Source organism: Cellulomonas sp. GbtcB1 (assembly GCF_019091725.1).
GTDB lineage: Bacteria > Actinomycetota > Actinomycetes > Actinomycetales > Cellulomonadaceae > Cellulomonas.
Genome location: NZ_JAGXJG010000050.1, coordinates 1 through 17,207 on the forward strand (window position 1 = coordinate 1; position 17,207 = coordinate 17,207).

At 77.5% G+C, this 17,207-nt stretch carries 11 protein-coding genes; 5 read left to right on the forward strand and 6 right to left on the reverse strand.

The genetic code is table 11. The features are described from left to right. Nucleotides 1–4,196, reverse strand: a 4,196-nt coding sequence (locus tag KVT14_RS15740; protein WP_217616556.1) for a hypothetical protein, incomplete at its 3' end; no start/stop codon positions are given. 819 nt (nt 4,197–5,015) lie between these two features. Between KVT14_RS15740 and KVT14_RS15745 the strand changes: the two genes are divergently transcribed. After that, the gene (locus KVT14_RS15745) at nt 5,016–5,429 is read left to right on the forward strand and encodes an OsmC family protein (RefSeq protein ID WP_217616526.1); all 414 of its coding nucleotides are present in this window, start codon (nt 5,016–5,018) and stop codon (nt 5,427–5,429) included. Here KVT14_RS15745 and KVT14_RS23215 read toward each other — a convergent pair. Then, complete coding sequence (locus tag KVT14_RS23215; RefSeq protein ID WP_217616527.1) at nt 5,395–8,067, reverse strand: LuxR C-terminal-related transcriptional regulator; 2,673 nt, start codon at nt 8,065–8,067, stop codon at nt 5,395–5,397. The two genes, KVT14_RS15745 and KVT14_RS23215, sit on opposite strands and share 35 nt — an antisense overlap. A 284-nt stretch (nt 8,068–8,351) precedes the next feature. Here KVT14_RS23215 and KVT14_RS15755 point away from each other — a divergent pair, with 284 nt between their 5' ends. Then, nucleotides 8,352–8,951 (forward strand): NADPH-dependent FMN reductase, encoded by a 600-nt coding sequence (locus KVT14_RS15755; protein ID WP_217616528.1) that lies wholly within the window; start codon nt 8,352–8,354, stop codon nt 8,949–8,951. 37 nt (nt 8,952–8,988) lie between these two features. On the opposite strand, the gene KVT14_RS15760 is transcribed toward KVT14_RS15755, so the two are convergent. After that, nucleotides 8,989–9,981: a pirin family protein gene (locus KVT14_RS15760; protein WP_217616529.1), complete on the reverse strand. Its 993-nt coding sequence runs from the start codon at nt 9,979–9,981 to the stop codon at nt 8,989–8,991. Between the two features lie 157 nt (nt 9,982–10,138). Between KVT14_RS15760 and KVT14_RS15765 the strand changes: the two genes are divergently transcribed. Then, the gene (locus tag KVT14_RS15765; protein WP_217616530.1) at nt 10,139–12,127 is read left to right on the forward strand and encodes a hypothetical protein; all 1,989 of its coding nucleotides are present in this window, start codon (nt 10,139–10,141) and stop codon (nt 12,125–12,127) included. Between the two features lie 25 nt (nt 12,128–12,152). Here the strand turns inward: KVT14_RS15765 and KVT14_RS15770 are convergent, their stop codons facing one another. Continuing rightward, a complete protein-coding gene (locus KVT14_RS15770; protein WP_217616531.1) occupies nt 12,153–12,713 on the reverse strand; it encodes a hypothetical protein in 561 nt (186 codons plus the stop codon). A 14-nt stretch (nt 12,714–12,727) separates the two neighbouring features. Continuing rightward, nucleotides 12,728–13,876: a zinc-dependent alcohol dehydrogenase gene (locus KVT14_RS15775; RefSeq protein WP_217616532.1), complete on the reverse strand. Its 1,149-nt coding sequence runs from the start codon at nt 13,874–13,876 to the stop codon at nt 12,728–12,730. 100 nt (nt 13,877–13,976) lie between these two features. Between KVT14_RS15775 and KVT14_RS15780 the strand changes: the two genes are divergently transcribed. Together KVT14_RS15780 and KVT14_RS15785 are read left to right on the forward strand one after the other, a co-directional pair. After that, the gene (locus KVT14_RS15780; RefSeq protein ID WP_217616533.1) at nt 13,977–14,423 is read left to right on the forward strand and encodes a hypothetical protein; all 447 of its coding nucleotides are present in this window, start codon (nt 13,977–13,979) and stop codon (nt 14,421–14,423) included. A gap of 11 nt (nt 14,424–14,434) precedes the next feature. Beyond that, a complete protein-coding gene (locus KVT14_RS15785; RefSeq protein WP_217616534.1) occupies nt 14,435–16,675 on the forward strand; it encodes a DEAD/DEAH box helicase in 2,241 nt (746 codons plus the stop codon). Between the two features lie 7 nt (nt 16,676–16,682). Here the strand turns inward: KVT14_RS15785 and KVT14_RS15790 are convergent, their stop codons facing one another. Continuing rightward, nucleotides 16,683–16,931 carry a hypothetical protein gene (locus KVT14_RS15790; protein WP_147795687.1) on the reverse strand — a complete coding sequence of 83 codons (249 nt, stop codon included), beginning with the start codon at nt 16,929–16,931 and terminating at the stop codon, nt 16,683–16,685. Between the last annotated feature and the right edge of the window lie 276 nt (nt 16,932–17,207).

Genomic DNA, 17,207 nt, shown 5'->3' on the forward strand with positions numbered 1-17,207 from the left:
GCCGGCGGGGTCCACCGCGCCGGCGCCTCGGGCGCGCTCGCCGCCCCCGAAGCGGCCTCGCCGGCGCCGTCCTCGTCGTCCGCCGACGTGTCCGGCACGACCGTGATCGCCCCGGTCGCGTCGAGCACCCGCCGCTCGCCGGGCCGCGCGCCGCCGCCGGCGGGCAGGTCGGCACCCGGCACGACCGCGAACCCGGTCAGCGTCGGCGCCGGCCCGGTGCCGTCGTCGTCGAGCAGCGGCGCCGGGACCAGCAGCCGGGCGCGCGCCCGGTCGGCCTCGGCCTCGGCGAGCCGGCGGTCGGCGACGGCGTGCAGGGCGCGGCGGATGCGGTCGACCTCGGCCTCGGGGTCGAGGAACGCGGCGGCCGACCAGACGCGCAGCACGCTCCAGCCGAGGCGCTCGAGCCGCTCGGCGACCTGGCGGTCGCGCACCCGGACGCTGGGCTCGTGCAGGTAGGCGTCGTCGTCGGTGAGGACTGCGACGAGCAGCTCTCCCGGCAGGTCGGGGTGGCCGACGGCGAGAGGCAGGTGCAGCCCGCCCGGCAGGCCGTGGTCCAGCTCGACGACCAGCCCGTGCCGCCACAGCCGCTCGGCGAGGTCGACGACGAGGCGGTCGGGCGCGTGCTCGGCCGCGGGGGCCTTGACCTCCTCCGCCACGGCCGGGGCCGCGGCCTCCTCGGCGGCGGGCGTGCCGGCCGCGTCGTCGGACGCGTCGGTCCCCTCGGCCGCCGCCTCCACCTCGGCCGGCGCCGCCGCGATCGCCAGGTCCGTCTCCCCCGCGGCCCGCCGCTCGGCGAACCGCAGCAGGTCCGCCAGCAGCCGCGGACCCGGGCCGCGCAGCCGCTCGGGGTCGACGTCGGCCACCGCGAAGCAGGACACGACGTCGAGCCGGTGCCGGGTGACGCCGAGCGCCGCGAGCAGCAGCGCGTCGCCGCCGGGCCCGCTGATCGGCCCGAACCGGTGCAGCACCCGCCCGTGCGGGGTCCGCCCGAAGCCGAGCGAGAGGATGAGCGCGTCCCGGCGCAGGCCGGCGACGTTGGTCAGGTCGGTGACGACGAACGGCTCGGGCCGGGCGCCGTCGAGGCAGGCGGCGAGCGACGGCGAGTCCCGGACCTGCGCGAGCACGGCCTCGCGGATCTGCGCGGTGTGCACGGGCGACGCCGTGACGACGGCCAGCGACTCCTCGCCGTGGGTGAGCGCGTGCTCGATGACCAGCTCGACGACCCGGTCGACGTCGGCGCGGGTGCTCTGCACGGCGCCGGACCCGTCGGGCATCCCGGTGCCGTCGACCAGGTGGTGCCCGACGGCGGCCGCGCTCGTGGGCAGCGGCGTGGGCGACAGCACGTCGGCGTAGCCGTGCGCGGCGAGGAACGCCGTGAGGTACGGGTCGCGCCGGGATGCGTCCGCGCGCAGCGGCACGGTCGGCAGCACGTCGGCGAGCTCGCGGACGGCGGTGCCGGACGCGCACCGCCGGTCTCCGACGACGACGACCTGGCGGCCGCGGGCGATCGCGGGCAGCGCGACCTCGACGGGCAGGTGCGCGGCCGCGTCGAGGACCACGAGGTCGACGGTCCGGGTCGCGGGCAGCACCTGCGGCACCAGCATCGGCGCGGCGGCGAGCACGGGCCGCAGCCGGCGGGCGACGTCCGGGTACCGCTCGAACGTCTCGCGGAGCCCGGTCAGCCGCTCCTCGACGAGCTCGGCGAACAGCGCCTCGGTCTGCTCGGTGTGCGCGGCCATGGTGTTCCGCACGTGCGCGGCGGCGCGGGCGCGCACCGGGCCGGCGAGTGCGGCGGTGTGCGCGACGTCGAGCTGCCGGTACTCCGCGGCCAGCCGGCCGAGGGTGCGGCCGTCGTAGCCCGCGAGGGCGGGGTCGGCGGCGAGCAGCTGCTCGAAGACGGTGCTCCACCAGGCGAGCTCGAGCTCCGCGGGGACCAGTCCGGCGGGCACCCGGCGCGTGGCCAGGTCGTCGAGCAGGTCGTCCAGGCCGGCGGCGCGCAGCGACCGGAGCAGCCGGGTGCGCTCGGGCAGCCGGGCGAGGGTGTCCCGCGCCGCGACCAGGCGGCGTGCCCGGTCGAGGACCTCGCCGATCGGGCGGTCGAGCAGGTCGGCGCCCTCGGGGGTCCCGGCGAGCACGACGCCGAGCGCCTCGACGTCGGCGCGCACCTCGCGGTGCTCGGCCTCGATCTCCCCCAGGCCCTCGGGCAGCCGCGGCCAGCCGCCGGCCGGGCAGTGCTCGGCCCAGATGGCGCGCTGCCGCTGCACGTCGAGCAGCGCGGCGTGCAGGTCGGCGACCGGGCGGCCCGGGCGCAGCAGGTCCTTGGCCTGCTTCTTGAGCCGCCGGCGCAGCCAGTAGCCCATGGGGGTGCCGTGCTCGGCCCGCCAGGCCTTCGACGCGGTGGCGGCGACCATGTCGGCCGGGCTCCGCTCGAACACGATCGGCTGGAACACGTCGAGCGCGCCGCGGACGCCCGCGAGCACCTCGAGCTGCTCGGCCCACGTGGCGAGCGTCGTCGCGGTCGTGAACCCGGTGACCTCGGCGACCTCCGCGATCCGGCTCTCGGCCCGGGCCAGCCCGTCCTCGCCGGCCAGGCGCTCGGCGCGGCGCAGGGCGTCCGCCGCCTCGGCGTCGCTGAGCAGGGCGGCGCCGTACCAGGGGGTGTCGACCGGGCGGAGCGTGAACGCGCCCGCCTCGGCGGCCTCGCGCAGCTCGGCGCCGACGGCGGCGCGGCGCTCGGCGTCCAGGGTGCGGGCGACCTCGGCGGCCAGCCGGACCGTGGTGCGGGGCGCGGGCCGCTCGGCGGTGAGCCGGGCCAGCGCCTGGAACGCGTCGTAGGCGGACGCGCCCCAGGGCTCCCGGACCCGGTGCAGGCCGTCGACGTAGCCGCGCAGCCGCTCCCGGCGCTCGACCAGGGCCCGGCGGAGCTCGCCGGTCGCCACCGGGTCGCCGGGGTCGACGTCGAGCGTCATCGCGCCCATGAGCCGGCGCGACGAGGCGGCACGCCACGCGGCGTCGGGCGCGACGTCCAGCAGGACCTCGCCCACCCCGAGCTGCTCCAGGCGCTCGCGCAGCGCGACGGCGGCCCGCCGGTGCCCGGGGACGTACAGGACGGTGCGACCCTCGGCCGCGGCGTCGGCGACCAGCGCGGCCAGGGTGCCGGTGACGTCGCTGTCGGCGGGGGCGTCCACGAAGACGTGCGACCCGCCGGCGACCACGTCGAGGACGTGCTGCTGGGCGGGGTCCAGGTCGCCCACCCCGCGCTCCAGCGCCGGGTCGCGGTCGCCGCGGGACGGCTCGGGCAGGGCGACGTCGAGCGCGGCGACGGCCTCGGGCACGCCTGCCAGCGCGGCGACCACCTCGTGCCGGTCCAGGGCGGAGGCCAGCCGGTCCAGGTCGTCGACGAGCACCTGGCCCGGGTGCACGAACGTGCCGACGACGATCCGGTCGACGAGCTGGAAGTCGTCGAGGACCGCGGTGCCGAGCGAGGTCAGCCGGGTGATGGCGTCGCGCGGGTCGAAGCCCGACCCGGTGAACGCGCTCCGGGCGACGGCGCCGGGGTCGAGCAGCGCGCCGCGCGAGCGCAGCGCGCGGGCCAGGACCGGGTTGACCTCGAGGGACGGCTCGAGGGTCAGCTCGTAGTCGCTCTCGGCGGTGCCGCGGGCGCGGAGCGAGACCGGCCGGAGCAGCACGGGCGCGCGCACCTTGCGGGCGGTCGGGGCGGGCGCGTCGTCGTCCGCGGCGACGCCGTCCGGGCGCGCCGCCGACTCCCGCGTCGCCGTGGCGATCGCCGCGACGTCGTCGGTCGCCACGTCGGGCGTCGAGTGCTCGGTCCAGGAGGCGACGCCGATGGCCAGGTAGGTCGGCGCGATGCCGTACTGCTGCGCGTAGGTCCCGGCGCGGGCGGCGACGGCGCGGGCCCGGCGGCGGGCGGTGCCGAGCGCGGCGCCCTCCCGGACCAGGTTCGACAGCCGGGTCTCCCGCCCGGCGAACAGCTGGGCGATGCCGGAGGGGTGCGCGGCGGACAGGTCGAGGGCGGCGTCGCCGAGCAGCTCGACGTCGGCCAGCGTGGAGCCGCCGGCGGCCTCGACGAGCGCGGCGCGCCAGGTGCCGGCGGCGCCCTCGACGAGCTCGGCGGCGGACGGCGGCTCGACCAGCACCGGTCCGGCCGGGGTCGCGGGGTCGGTGGGGTCGGACATGGGCGTCTCGCCGTCGTGCGGGGTGTCGCGCCGGGGCGCGGGGCCGTCGGTGCCGGTCCCGGCGGTCGGCCCGCCGGCGGTCGTCTCGGGGGTCGGCGGCGTCACCGGCGCGGCCTCGGCGGAGGCGGCCGGCTGCTGCCCGGGGACGGAGCGGCGCGCAGGGACCTTCACCCGCAGCACGCTAACCGGGACTCCCCCCGACCGCGGGCGTGACGCGCCGCCGAGGCGGGTGATGACGCGGAACTCGCCGGCCGGGACGGCCTCGGGGGCGGTGCTCGGGGCGGCTCGGAGGAGCTCGGCCGGAGCCGGTGGCCGCGGGCCCGGAGCGGCGGCTCGACGGGCGACGACGGCGACGTAGTGAACGGTGCGCACCGCGCAGGGGGCAGGCGATGCGCACCGTCGGGATGAACTATGGCCCCCGTTGGTGCAGCGGTCAACAATCTGGCGTCCACGGGGGTGAACGCTCACACAGCGTGGTCACAGACCGGGAGCATCGCCGCAGGTCGACCGTCGGCGCTCGTGACCGAGATCACGATCCCACGACGAGGGCCCCGGTGCCCGACGGGGGGCGGTGCCGAGCACCGGCGACCTCGACGTCGGAGGGCCTGTCAGCCGCTGCAGGCCCTCCGACGTCGTCCATTCAAGGCGCCCCGGACCGCCGCTCACCGCGGGGTGAGTGGTGCAGGCGACTCCGTTGAGTGGCGGGAGGCGGCGGCCTGAGGGTCGCGGGGCCGTCGGTGAGCGTCACGCTCCGCCCCACGTAGGTGCCGCGAGGTCGGGTGCCTACGCTGCCGTCGACGCCCGAGGGGAGGACCGCCGGTGCCCGAGGACTTCGCGGTCACGGTCGGCGCGGGCACGCTGGCGCCCGCGGACGGCGACGCGGTCGTCCTCCCCCACCGGTGGACGGACGGCGGCGTCCGCGCCACGGTCGCCTTCACCGGCGCGCACCTGCTGCACCTCGCGGTCGCCGGCTGCGTGCTCAACGACCTGTTCCGCGAGGCGCACGCCCGCGGCCTTCCGCTCGCCGGCGCCGCGGTGACGGCCCGCGGTGGGTTCGCGCCGGAGACCTGGGCGTCCACGGGCGTCAGCTACGAGGTGCGGCTCGACACCACGGCGCCCGACGACGCCGTGACTCGGCTGCTCGCCGTCGTCGACGAGGTCGCCGAGATCCCCCGGGCCCTGCGTCAGGGCGTGCCCGTCAGCCGCCCCACTGCACCAGCTCGCCCCGGCTGACCAGCCCGAGCTTCCGCAGGGCGCGGCTCATGTGGTTCTCGACCGTCCGGACGCTCAGGTAGAGCTGGTCGGCGATCTGCCGGTTGCTCAGCCCCTCGCGCGCGAGGACCGCGACCTCCTGCTCCCGGACCGACAGCGGCTCGGCACGCACGCCGGCCAGCAGCCGGGGCACGGGCGCCCGAGCGGGCCGCGGGGTGCCCTCCTGGACGCCGAGCACCTGCTCGGCCGCGCGGGCGAGCGCCGGGGCGGTCGCCGCGCTCGTCCGCGACACGGCCGCCGCGACCGACTCCCGGTCGCCCTCGACGAGCCCGACCACCACCTGGGCGTACGGCTCCAGCAGCGGGACCCGGGTCCGGGCCGCGAGGTCGCGGACGGCGTTCCCCCGGTGGGCGTCGAGGTCGCCCGTGCCGAGCGTCCAGCACAGCAGCGCGGGCTGCAGCAGCCCCTCCGCCGCGTAGGCCCGGGCCGCCCGGCGGACGATGCGCGCGCCGGCCAGCGCCTCCCCCGACGCCGCCGCGAGCGCCGCGCGGGCGAGCGGCCGCATCGAGCGCAGCAGCGGCCGGTACGCCTGCGGCGAGCGGTCCAGCTCGCGCACGAGCACCTGGGCGAGCGTGAGGTTGCCCGCGTGCGCCTGGATGACGGCGCCGACCGTCAGGCCGCGCCGGTAGAACGTGGTGCCGACCGGGCCGGGCGCGCCGAGGCGGAGCGCCGTGCTCACCGCGCGCCAGGCGGCGGCGGTCTGGGACGACATGTACAGCACCTCGGCGAGCATGCTCGCGTGCACCCGGATGGCCAGGGCGTCGACCTCGTCGTAGGCGGCGTCCAGCATCCGGCGCTGCCACTGCTCGGCCTCGTCGATCCGGCCGGCCTGCAGGAGGCCCTGCCCGCGCAGGGCCGCGAGGTAGTGCCGCGGCTCGGGGGCCGCGCAGGACAGGTCCGCGCGCTCGACCACCTCGAGCGCGGCCTCGGGCCAGCCGGCCTCGAGCAGCGCGGCGGCGCGCAGCACCGACGGCCAGCCGCGGACGAACGGCACCCGCGTCTCCGGCTCGACCTCCGCCGCCACCTCCTCGGGGCTGCGGCCCCCCGCCAGCTCGCGCAGCAGGCGCGGCTTGAGCCGGCCGAGCTCGGCGACCGGGGCGAGGTCGGGGTCGACGGGGTCCGGCCACGCGTCGTCCGGCCCCGCGACGGGCCAGCCGTCGTCGGCGGGCTCGACGTCGGGCACGACCTCGCCGTCGGCCGCGTCCTGCTCCGCGTCGCCCTCGGCCGCGTCGTCCTCCCACGGACCGTCGCCGGCCGGCTGCCCGCCCGCGAGGTCCACGGGCAGCGGGCCCTCCGGCGCGTTGGTGGCCGCGGTCACCGCCCAGGCGGCCCACCGCGAGCGGTAGAACGCGAACGCCGCGCGCGCCCCCGCGTCGTCGTGCTCGCCCGGCTCCATCCGCGCGAACACCTCCTCGAGCTGCTCGGCCGCCGGGCGGAGCATCAGCGCCGCGAGGTAGGCGTTCGCGGTGGCCAGCGTCGGGTGCGCCAGCCACTCCGCCCGACGCGCGCCCTCGTCCGCGGTGGCGCGCTCGTGCACGAGGCCGGCGACCTGCGCGACCCACGCGGGCGCGCCGCCCTCGCCGGACGGCGCGGCCAGCAGCACGGTCGTCAGGTCGTCGACCGGCGAGGCGGCCGCGGCGAGCCCGCCGCCCTCGGCCGCGACCCGCTCCGCGAGCCGGCGCCGGCGGTACGGCGACACCCGCTGCCGCAGCGCCCGGGCGAGCAGCGGCGGCGACACCGCCAGCACCTCGCCGGCGCCCGCGAGCTCGTGGCCGACGACGCGGCCGTGGTCCGACAGCTCCGCGAGCACGGACGGGTCGACCAGCCGGCCCGCGACGTCGGCGGGCAGCGGTCCGGCGCTGGCGAGCGTCTCCAGCGCCGCGACGCACGCCGGGCCGAGCCCGGACAGGAACACGTAGGCGACCGCCTCCGCGGGCACCTCGCCCAGCGTGCCGTCCTCGACCCACAGGCCGTCCTGCCGGCGCAGCACGCCTGCCGCCCGGGCCGCGTCCGCGAGCGCCACGACCGCGCGGGGGTTGCCCCCGGTCCCGGCCATCACCGAGGCGGTGAGCCCCGCGTCGGCGGGTGCGCCGAGCACGGACTCCAGCAGGGTCGCCACGGCCCGGAACCCGAACGGCTGCACCCGCACCTCCGCGGGCGCCCGGCCGAGCAGCAGGTCGCGCAGGCCGCCGCCCGGGGCGCGGAGCGGGTCGGAGGTGCTGGCGGCGACGAGCAGCGACCCCGTGCGGCCGAGGACCCGCCGGGCCACGCCGAGGCTGGCGTCGTCCATCCGGTCCACGTCGTCGACCAGGAGCACGCTGCGGCGCGCCCGCAGCTCGTCGGTCAGCCAGTCGGTCAGCGCCGCCTCGTCCGGCACGCGCACCGACGACGACGCGTGGTCGAGCAGCGCCGACAGCGGCCGGGAGCCGCCCGCGCGCAGCAGGATGCCCGTCACGCCCCGCCGTGAGGCGTCGGCGAGCAGGCCCTCCAGCACCGTCGTCTTGCCCGCGCCGCGGTCCCCGCGCACGAGGACGTCGCGGCCGAGCGGCAGCCACCGCTGCGCCGCCGCCACCGTCAGCCCGAATCCCTCTGCCTCCACCGTCAGCCCTCCGTGTGCGTCGACCCCCGGGTAGGGACTGTTCCGCGTGGGGCACCACTCAACGGCGGCGCCGGGAGCACCTACGCAGTGCGCGGCCGCCCGGCGGGCCCCCGGCGTGCCGCACGGACGCAGCGGCCCCGGCGGGCACCTACCCAGTCGGGGGGAGGGACACCGACCACCCGGACGCAGCCAGCCGCCGCGCAGCCCGCGCCCGCCGGTGCCAGGCTGGAGGGCGCCGCGCGAGGGCCGGCCGGGCCCCCGCCGCCTGAGGACCGGAGACCGCGATGGCGTACACCATCGGCTACTTCGTCGGCAGCCTGTCGAGCACCTCGATCAACCGCACCCTGGCGAACGCCCTGGTCGCGCTCGCCCCCGAGCAGCTGGAGTTCCGGGAGATCCCCATCGGCGGGCTCCCGCTCTACAGCCCCGACCACGACGCGGACTACCCGCCGGAGGCCCGGGAGCTCAAGCGGGCGATCACCGAGTCGGACGGCATCCTGTTCGTCTCCCCGGAGTACAACCGCTCCATCCCCGGCGCGCTGAAGAACGCGATCGACTGGGGCTCGCGGCCGTGGGGCACCAACGCGTTCGCCCGCAAGCCCACCGGGATCGCCGGCGCCTCGATCGGCAAGATCGGCACCGCGGTGATGCAGTCGTCCATGCGCAGCGTGCTCAGCTTCCTCGACGCGCCGCAGCTCAACGCCCCCGAGGTCTACGTGCAGGTGGAGGCCGGCACGTTCGCCGACGACGGGACGCTGCTCGACGACACCCTCGCGCAGTTCCTCCGGCACTACATGGCGGAGTACTGCGCGTTCGTGCAGCGGGTGCTCGCGGCGAACGCGCCCGGGCACATCGGCGACCCGGACGCGATGCCGGTCGCCTGACGGCCGAGGCGGACGCGGCGGCCGCGGTCGCGCCGGGTCAGGCGCGCGGCCGCAGCCGGAGCTCCGGCATCGGCGGCGCCGGCAGCGGCGCCGCCGGGTGCCCCTGCACGCGCCCGAACCCGGGCGCCGGCGCGTCGGGGTCGGCGATCTCCGCCTGCCACCGGGCCCGCGCCGCGACGACCTCGTCGTGGTCCCGCCCGATGAAGTTCCACCACATGACGATCTGCTCGCCGAGCGGCAGCCCGCCGATGAGCAGCACCCGCGCCTCGGTGTCGCCGGTCGACGTCAGGGTGAGCGTCGTCGCGCCCGGCTCCCGGTACAGCAGGTGGTGCGCGGGGGCCGCGACGCCGTCGACCGCGAGCGCCCCGGCGTCGACGAGCACGGCGTGCTCGAAGGCCGGATCCACCTCGAACGTGTGCGCGGCGCCGGGTCGCAGCCGCACCTCCGCCCCCACCAGCGGGCTGAACGTCCGCACTGGCGACGTCGACCCGGCGAGCGTGCCGAGGAAGACGCGCGCCTCCCCGCCGTCGAGCGGGACGACCGGCGGGACGTGGTGCTCGAACGCGGGCGGCGCGCCGCGGTCGGCCTCCGGCAGCACCGTCCAGAGCTGGACGCCGTGCAGGACCGTCGTCGCGTCGGTCGAGTCCTCGGAGTGGCTGATGCCCCGGCCGGCAGTCATGAGGTTCATCTCGCCCGGGCGGACGAGGCAGTGCGTGCCGAGGCTGTCCCGGTGCTCGATCTCCCCCGAGAACAGCCAGGACACCGTCTGCAGGCCGGTGTGCGGGTGCGGCGGGACGCGCATCCCGCCGGTCGCGGCGACGTCGTCGGGGCCGTAGTGGTCGAGGAAGCACCAGGCGCCGACGAACGACCGGGCGCGCTGCGGCAGCGTGCGCCGGACGGACATCGCGCGGATGCCGCCGAGCGGGACGTCGCGGGGCTCGAGCAGCTCGAACCCGGCGGGGAGCCCCGCCGCGGGCGCGCCGCCCGGGGTGCACACGCGCTCGGTGGCGACGGCCTCGAGGTTGGTCATGTCGCTCCCGTGATCGCGCTGTCGTGCCGGCGCGCCCAGGGTACGTCGGGCGCGACCGCCCACCGCGGCGCCGCGGTCCCCTCAAGACCGGGTGCCCCGGGGCCGATGGACAGGCGATCGCGCCGCGCACCGCCGGCGCCGGGGTCGAGGGAGTCCCGTGCCGCCGTACCGCCTGCTCACCCGCACGCTCGCCGGCGTGGTCACCGACCGGGTCCCGCCCGGCCTCGTCCAGGTGGCCGTGCTGCTGGGCGTGCTCACGCCGGTCGTCGGGTCGCTGTCCGGCACGGGCGTCGCGGTGCCCGCCGCGACCGCCGAGTCGCTGCCGTACTACCTCACGGGCACGGCGCAGGCGGTGGTGCTGGCCTGCCTCGTGCTGGTGTGGCTGGTCCCGTCGACGGCCCTCGTCCTCACGGCGGCGGGCACGGCGGTGTGCGGGCTCGCCCCGGATGCGCTCGCCGGGCCGAGCGGGCTGTGGCTGGCGGCCGCGGCCCCGCTCGGCGTCCTGGCCGTCGCGGACCAGCTGCTCGCCGTGCGGCGACGGGCGCTCGCCCGGGCCGTGCTCCGCGACGGGAGCTCGACGGTGACGCTGCCGCCCGTGCACCCCGCGGTGCGCGCCGACCTGCTGCGGACCGGGTGGGGCCGCAGCGCGCTGGGCGTGCTGCTGCTCGCGGCCGGGTTGGCGGCGACCGTCCTGCTCGCGCACGACCACGTGGCGGCGACCCGGTTCCGTGCCGGTGCGGAGACGGCCACGGGCGTCGTCGAGCGGGTGACGGAGGACGGGCTGTCCATGTCCGTGCGGGTGGACGAGGGCACGTTCGACGCGCCGGTGAACTACCAGGAGCGGTCACCGGGCGACGCCGTGCGGCTGCGGTTCGACCCCGTGACCGGGCGCGCGGAGGCCGTCGACGACGTGTTCGACGCGTCGACCGCGCTCATCCCCGTCGTCGGCTGCGGGTTCACCGGCGGGCTGCTGCTCGCGCAGGTGCGCCGGCGCCGGGCCCGCCTCGCCGCGCTGCTGGACGAGCCGCAGCCGGCCGTCGTCGCGCTCGCGCACGGCGCACCCCGGGCGGGCGGGGCGCTGCTCACCCCCGTGGACGACGTCACGCACCTGCTCGCGACCGCTCCGGCCCTGGTGCCGGTCGCCGGGCCGGCGTTCGTCCTGGTCGTACCGGACGACGACCCGGACGACGGGCGCGACGACTTCGACGACGTCACCGACAACCCGCAGGGGCACAAGGCCTGGGACGTCACCGCCGACGCATGGCACCGCGAGGACGAGGACGACGACGAGCACCGCGTCCTGGTCTCCGAGCTCTCCGACGCGGAGCTGCTCGACCTCGCGCGCGAGGTCGGGGCCGACGACGAGCCGTCCGGTGAGCACGACCCGTTCCGGCCCCCGGCCGGCGACCCGGTGCGCGCCGCCGGCGTCCCCGTGGTGCTCATGGGCCTGGCCGGCGACGACGCCCCGGTCGCGGTCGGCGTCGGCCCGGACGTGTACGTCTCGCTGCGGCCGCTGCGCCCGCCGCGGTGGCGCTGGCCGCGCCGGGTCGCGGTGGCGGAGCGGCCTGGCGCGTGGCGGGCGTTCGCCGACAGCAGGGACCGCGCCGTCGAGCAGCTGGGCCGCCGGGCGGGCCGGTGGCTGCCGTGGGTCGCGCTGCTGCCCGCCGGCTGGGGTCTGCGCGGGGTGGCGCGCTGGGGCGACGCCACGTGGTCGACGGCGGCGGGCCTCGTGTTCGGCCTCGTCGCTCTGGCCTGGTCCGTCTCCGTGTGGGGCCAGCCGCGCGTCGACCTGAGCCCGCGCGGGCTCCGCGTCCGCGGCTTCCTGCTGGACACGCTCGTGCCGTGGAGGCGCGTGACCGGGACCGCGGCGGACGACCAGGCGCTGGTGGTGCGGTACGACGACGACGAGCCGGGCGGCAACGCGATGCTCGTGCCCCTCGGGGGCGGCGGGCTCCCGCTGACCCGCGACGGCGCGACGCCGGCGGAGGTCCACGCGCGCATCGAGGGGCGGGCGGCCGCGGCCCGGGCCGAGCCGCTCCGCACTCCTCACGGGGCCGTGCCCCCGGTCGAGCGGCGGCCGACGGTCCCGGTGCTGGCAGCCCTGGCCTGGCTCGTCGTGTGCGTGGTGGCGGTCGCCGGGGCCTGACCGCGGTCGCGGCCCCGGCCGAACGTCAGCCTCTCTTCGCCACCTTGCGCAGCACCGCGACGGCCGCCAGGCCGCCCGCGATCCACGGGCCCGCGACGATCAGCGGGTCCAGCACCTGGTGCCGGACGTCGACCCGGCCCCTCCGCGAGGCGATCGGGTGCCGGCGCGGCTCGGACAGGATCCCGGTCTCGGTGATCGGGTTGTCCGGGTGCAGCGTGCCGAACGACTTCAGGTGCTCGGTCGTCGACTCGACCCGGTCGGCGGCGATGAGCAGCAGCCAGTGCGCGGCGCGGCCCTCGCTGAACCGCTCGTAGGCGTACCGCCGGATCGCCCCGGCGGGGCCGTGCAGCGGCTGCGCGGTGCCGAACACCGGCGGCAGCTGCTCGTGCTCGATCGACCTCTCCCGCGGGAACGTCTCCTCCTGGCGGTCCGGGAAGTCCCAGTGGGCTCCGGTCGGCAGGTCGGACCGCTCGCGCGGGTACGACGGGCGGTCGGCGGGGTCGAGGTCGGCGCCCCACCCGGGGATGCGGGAGCGGAGCTGCTCCGGGGTCTCGGGGAGCGGCGGCTTCTCGGCTCGGTACGGCATGGTCCCGGCTCCCCTCAGTCCTCGTCCGGCACGATGACCGGCTTGATGATGCCGTCGAGCTTCGACGACATCAGGTGGTACCCCTCGGCGATGTGCTCCAGGGGGATGCGGTGCGTGACGATGTCGCTCGGCTTCAGGTAGCCGTTGCGGATGTGCTCGAGCAGCCGCGGCCACTGCCGGCTGGCCGGCGCCTGGTTCATCCGCAGCGTCAGGCCCTTGTTCATCGCGTCGCCGAACTTCACGGCGGAGAAGATCGGGCCGTAGGCGCCCATCACGGAGACGGTGCCGCCCTTGCGGACGCCGTCGATCGCCCAGTTCAGCGCGACCGGCGACCCGCCCTGCAGCTTGAGCTTGGCCGCGGTGACGTGCTGGATCAGGTTGCCGTCCGCCTCCGCGCCGACCGCCTCGATGACGCGGTCGAACCCGAGGCCGTCGGTGGCGTACTTCATCTCGACGACGATGTCCCGGTACTCCGCGTAGTTGCGGGTCTCGGCGTGGGCGAACTCCTTCGCCTTCTCGAGCCGGTAGTCGAGCTGGTCGATGACGACCACCCGCCCGGCGCCCATCAGCCAGGCCGACCGCGCCGCGAACAGCCCGACCGGTCCCGCCCCGAGCACCGCGACCGTGTCGCCCTCGCGGATGTCCGCGAGCTGCGCGCCGAAGTAGCCGGTGGACAGCGCGTCGGTCATCAGCAGCGCGTCCTCGTCCTCCAGCCAGTCCGGGATCTTCTCCGGGCCGACGTCGGCGAACGGCACGCGCACGTACTGCGCCTGGCCGCCGTCGTAGCCGCCGGTCGTGTGGGAGTACCCGTAGATGCCGCCGACAGCCGTCGCGTTCGGGTTCACGTTGTGGCAGTTCGAGTACAGGCCGCGGGCGCAGAAGAAGCACGTCCCGCAGTAGATGTTGAACGGCACCATCACGCGGTCGCCGACCTGCAGGTTCTGCACCGACGAGCCGACCTGCTCGACCACCCCGATGAACTCGTGGCCGAACGTGTGGCCGATCCGGGTGTCGGGCATCATCCCGTGGTAGAGGTGCAGGTCGGAGCCGCAGATCGCGGCCCGAACGACCTTCACGACCGCGTCGTTCGGGTGCTCGATCCTCGGGACGTCCTTCTCCTCCACCCGGACCTTGTACGGCCCGCGGTAGACCATGGCGCGCATCGGCGTTCCCCCTCCTCCTGCTCGGTCACCCCAGCCTGCGGAACGACCGCCGGGTGCGCATCCGGAGCGGGTGCTCGGGGGCAGGTGGGACCATCGCTCCGTGCCCACCCGCCTCCCGCGCCGCGCCCGCGCCCTGCTCGGCGCCGCCCTGCTCGGCGCCGTCGCCGCCGGCTGCGGCCCCGCCGGCTCCCCCGCGGCCCCCGCGCCGTCCGCGTCCGAGCACCTCGGCGGGCAGCCGACCCCGGACGTGACCGGCGTGGTCGCGGGCGGCTCGCTGACGCAGGCGTCGGACCCGTACTTCGAGGGGATGGGGCTCGCCGGGCTCGGTGAGGAGCCGTCGGTGCTCGCGGCCGACGGCTCGCAGGCGACCGTCGCCGACCTGCGCGACGGCGACCGGGTGGAGGTGTGGCTGGGGCCCGACGGGACGTGCGCGGAGTCGTTCCCCGTGCAGTGCGACCTGCTGACGGTGCGGGTGACCGAGGCGGCCGCGACGGCGAGCCCGTCCGCGAGCGCGAGCCCGACGGCGACCGGGGCGACCGCCCCGTAGCATCGCGGGCGATGAGCACCGCGCCCCTCGCCGAGCCCGCCCCGGTCGAGCCCGGCGCCGCCGCGCGCGACCTGCTCGCCCGGCACGTCGCCCTCGCGGACCGCGCCCGCGCCGTGCTCGACCACCTCGACGGCGCGACCGTGCGGGTGGCCGCGCTGGTCGAGGCCGACCGCGAGCAGCGGGTCCGCGCCGAGCTGGGCGTCGTCCCCGTCGAGCAGCTCGGCGCGATGACGGACCGGAATCTGCGGCTGCGGGCCCTGACGGACGCCGGGTACGCCACGGCCTCCGACCTGCTCGGGGTCCCGGCGGCCGCGCTCGACGAGGTCCCGGGCGTCGGGGCGCAGAGCGCGCGGAGCGTGGTGGCCGCGGTCGACCAGCTCGCCGAGGCCGTGCGCGCCGGGGTGCCGGTGCGGCTGGAGGTCGACCGGTCCGGCCGCCCCGACACCGCGACCACGGCCGAGGTGCTGCGGCTGCTCGACCGGCTGCTCCGGCTGCGCCCGCTCGTCGAGCCGCACCGCGAGGCGCTCACCGCGTACGCCTCGGCGGTGCCGGTGCACGCGACGTCCGCCGCGCCCGCCGCGGGGCGGCTGCGGTTCGCGCTGTCCCGGCGGGCGACGAAGGACCGCGCGCGCCGGGCGCTGGCGGCCCTGGCGGGCTGGGACGCGACGCTCGACGCGGGCGGTCTGGCCGCGACGATCGAGACCCTGGCCGCCGCCTGCGTCGTCCCCGACACCGACGGTCCGGCGCTCTGGGCGGTGTTCGAGCGGCGCGCGGCCGAGCTGTACGGCGTGCTCGGCACGATCGTGCCGCTCGCCCAGGACGTGCTCGCCGCCCGCGGCCTGCTCACCGCCGAGCTCGCCGAGCGGGTCGCCGCGCACCCGCTGGACCTGTCGGCGGTGCGGGTCCCGCTCCGCGGCTACCAGGAGTTCGGCGCGCGGTTCGCGCTGAACCAGGGCCGGGCGCTGCTCGGCGACGAGATGGGCCTCGGCAAGACGGTGCAGGCGCTGGCCGCGATCGCGCACCTGGCGGCCGCTGGCGAGCGGCGGTTCCTCGTCGTCTGCCCCGCCGGCGTGCTGGTGAACTGGCTGCGCGAGATCGACGCGAAGACCACGCTGACCGGGCACCGCCTGCACGGGCCGGACCGCGCGGCTGCGATCGCGCGCTGGCACGCCGAGGGCGGCGTCGGGGTGACGACGTTCGAGGGCCTGCCGCACGTGCCGCTCGACGGCGCCGACGTGGCGATGCTGGTCGTCGACGAGGCGCACTACGTGAAGAACCCGGAGGCGCAGCGGTCCCGGGCGGTGGCGGCGTGGGCGTCGGCGGTGTGGCGGGTGCTGCTGCTGACCGGCACGCCGATGGACAACCGGATCGACGACTTCGTGGCGCTCGTCCGGCTGCTCGACCCGGACCTCGCGGGGTCGCTCCCCCGGCACCTGGGCCTCGTGGGCGCGGACACCTTCCGCCGGGACGTCGCGCCGGTCTACCTGCGGCGGAACCAGGCCGACGTGCTGGTCGAGCTGCCCGACCTCGTCCTCGTCGACGAGTGGGAGGACCTGTCGCCCGCCGGCGAGGAGGTCTACCGGGCCGCGGTGGCGAGCGGGAACTTCATGGCGATGCGGCGCGCCGCCTGGCTCACGGCCGACCCGGGCGAGTCGACCAAGCTCGGCCGGCTGCGCGAGGTCGTCGCGGAGGCCGGGGCGAACGGGCAGCGCACGGTCGTGTTCTCGTACTTCCGGGACGTGCTGGAGGTGGTCGCCGGGGCCCTGGGGGCCGGGCCCGGCGCGCCCCGGGTGTTCGGCCCGCTCACCGGCGACGTCCCCGCCGACGAGCGCCAGGCCGTCATCGACGCGTTCTCCGCCGGGCCCCGCGACGGCGTGCTGGTCGCCCAGATCACCGTCGGCGGCGTCGGGCTCAACCTCCAGACCGCGTCCGTGGCGGTGCTCTGCGAGCCGCAGCTCACCCCGTCGGCGGAGTCGCAGGCCGTCGCCCGGCTGCACCGGATGGGCCAGGTGCGGGCGGTCGTCGCGCACCGGCTGCTCGCCGAGGACGGCGTGGACGAGCGGATCGTCGAGCTGCTGGCCGGCAAGCGACGGGTGTTCGACGCCTACGTCCGGGAGTCGTCGGTCGCGGCGGCGGCCGTCGCGGCGGTCGACGTGACCGAGGCGGGGCTGGCGCGGGAGGTCGTCGCGATGGAGCAGGCGCGCCTCGGCTACGGGCCGGTGTGGGACGAGCTGGCGGCCGCCCCGGAGTAGCGCGGTGCTACTGCTGCGCGACCCGGTCGGGCCAGGCGCCCTGCTCGCCCCGGTGCCGGACCGCGCGCCCGACGACCAGGCCGGCCAGCGCGCTGGACGCGTTCCTGCCCTCGACGTGCCAGGTGTTCCGGTCGCCCGAGGTCTCGATCACCAGGACGCCGTCGACCTGGCCGTCCGGCTGGTCGCGGCGGACCTCGTAGCGGACCTCCGCCGCGTTCTCGTCGATCTTGTCGGCGTAGACCAGGACCCCGCTCATACGCACTGTGTACACGGTGCGGGCCGGGAGAAGCGAACCGGCTTCTCGTCGCGCGGCAGCGAGTCGGCCGGTCTCCTCCTCGCGAGGCCTCAAGGGTCACGAGTAGAACGAGGCGTCTCGCGGTCAGACCCCGTCACGCCGTCGGAGCCGGAGCGCCTTGTGCAGCACGTTGCGCGCGAGCACCGATCTCTTCTCCTCCCCGTCGACGTACCACTGCTCAGGGTCGTCGAGCGGGATCACCAGGACACCGCGGGCCGAGCTCGGCTCGGACCGAAC

Coding starts and splice junctions, on each gene's coding strand:
- KVT14_RS15755 (WP_217616528.1), top strand. CDS start 8,352: ATGGCGTACACCATCGGCTACTTCGTCGGCAGCCTGTCGAGCACCTCG.
- KVT14_RS15760 (WP_217616529.1), bottom strand. CDS start 9,981: ATGACCAACCTCGAGGCCGTCGCCACCGAGCGCGTGTGCACCCCGGGC.
- KVT14_RS15770 (WP_217616531.1), bottom strand. CDS start 12,713: ATGCCGTACCGAGCCGAGAAGCCGCCGCTCCCCGAGACCCCGGAGCAG.
- KVT14_RS15775 (WP_217616532.1), bottom strand. CDS start 13,876: ATGCGCGCCATGGTCTACCGCGGGCCGTACAAGGTCCGGGTGGAGGAG.
- KVT14_RS15785 (WP_217616534.1), top strand. CDS start 14,435: ATGAGCACCGCGCCCCTCGCCGAGCCCGCCCCGGTCGAGCCCGGCGCC.
- KVT14_RS15790 (WP_147795687.1), bottom strand. CDS start 16,931: ATGAGCGGGGTCCTGGTCTACGCCGACAAGATCGACGAGAACGCGGCG.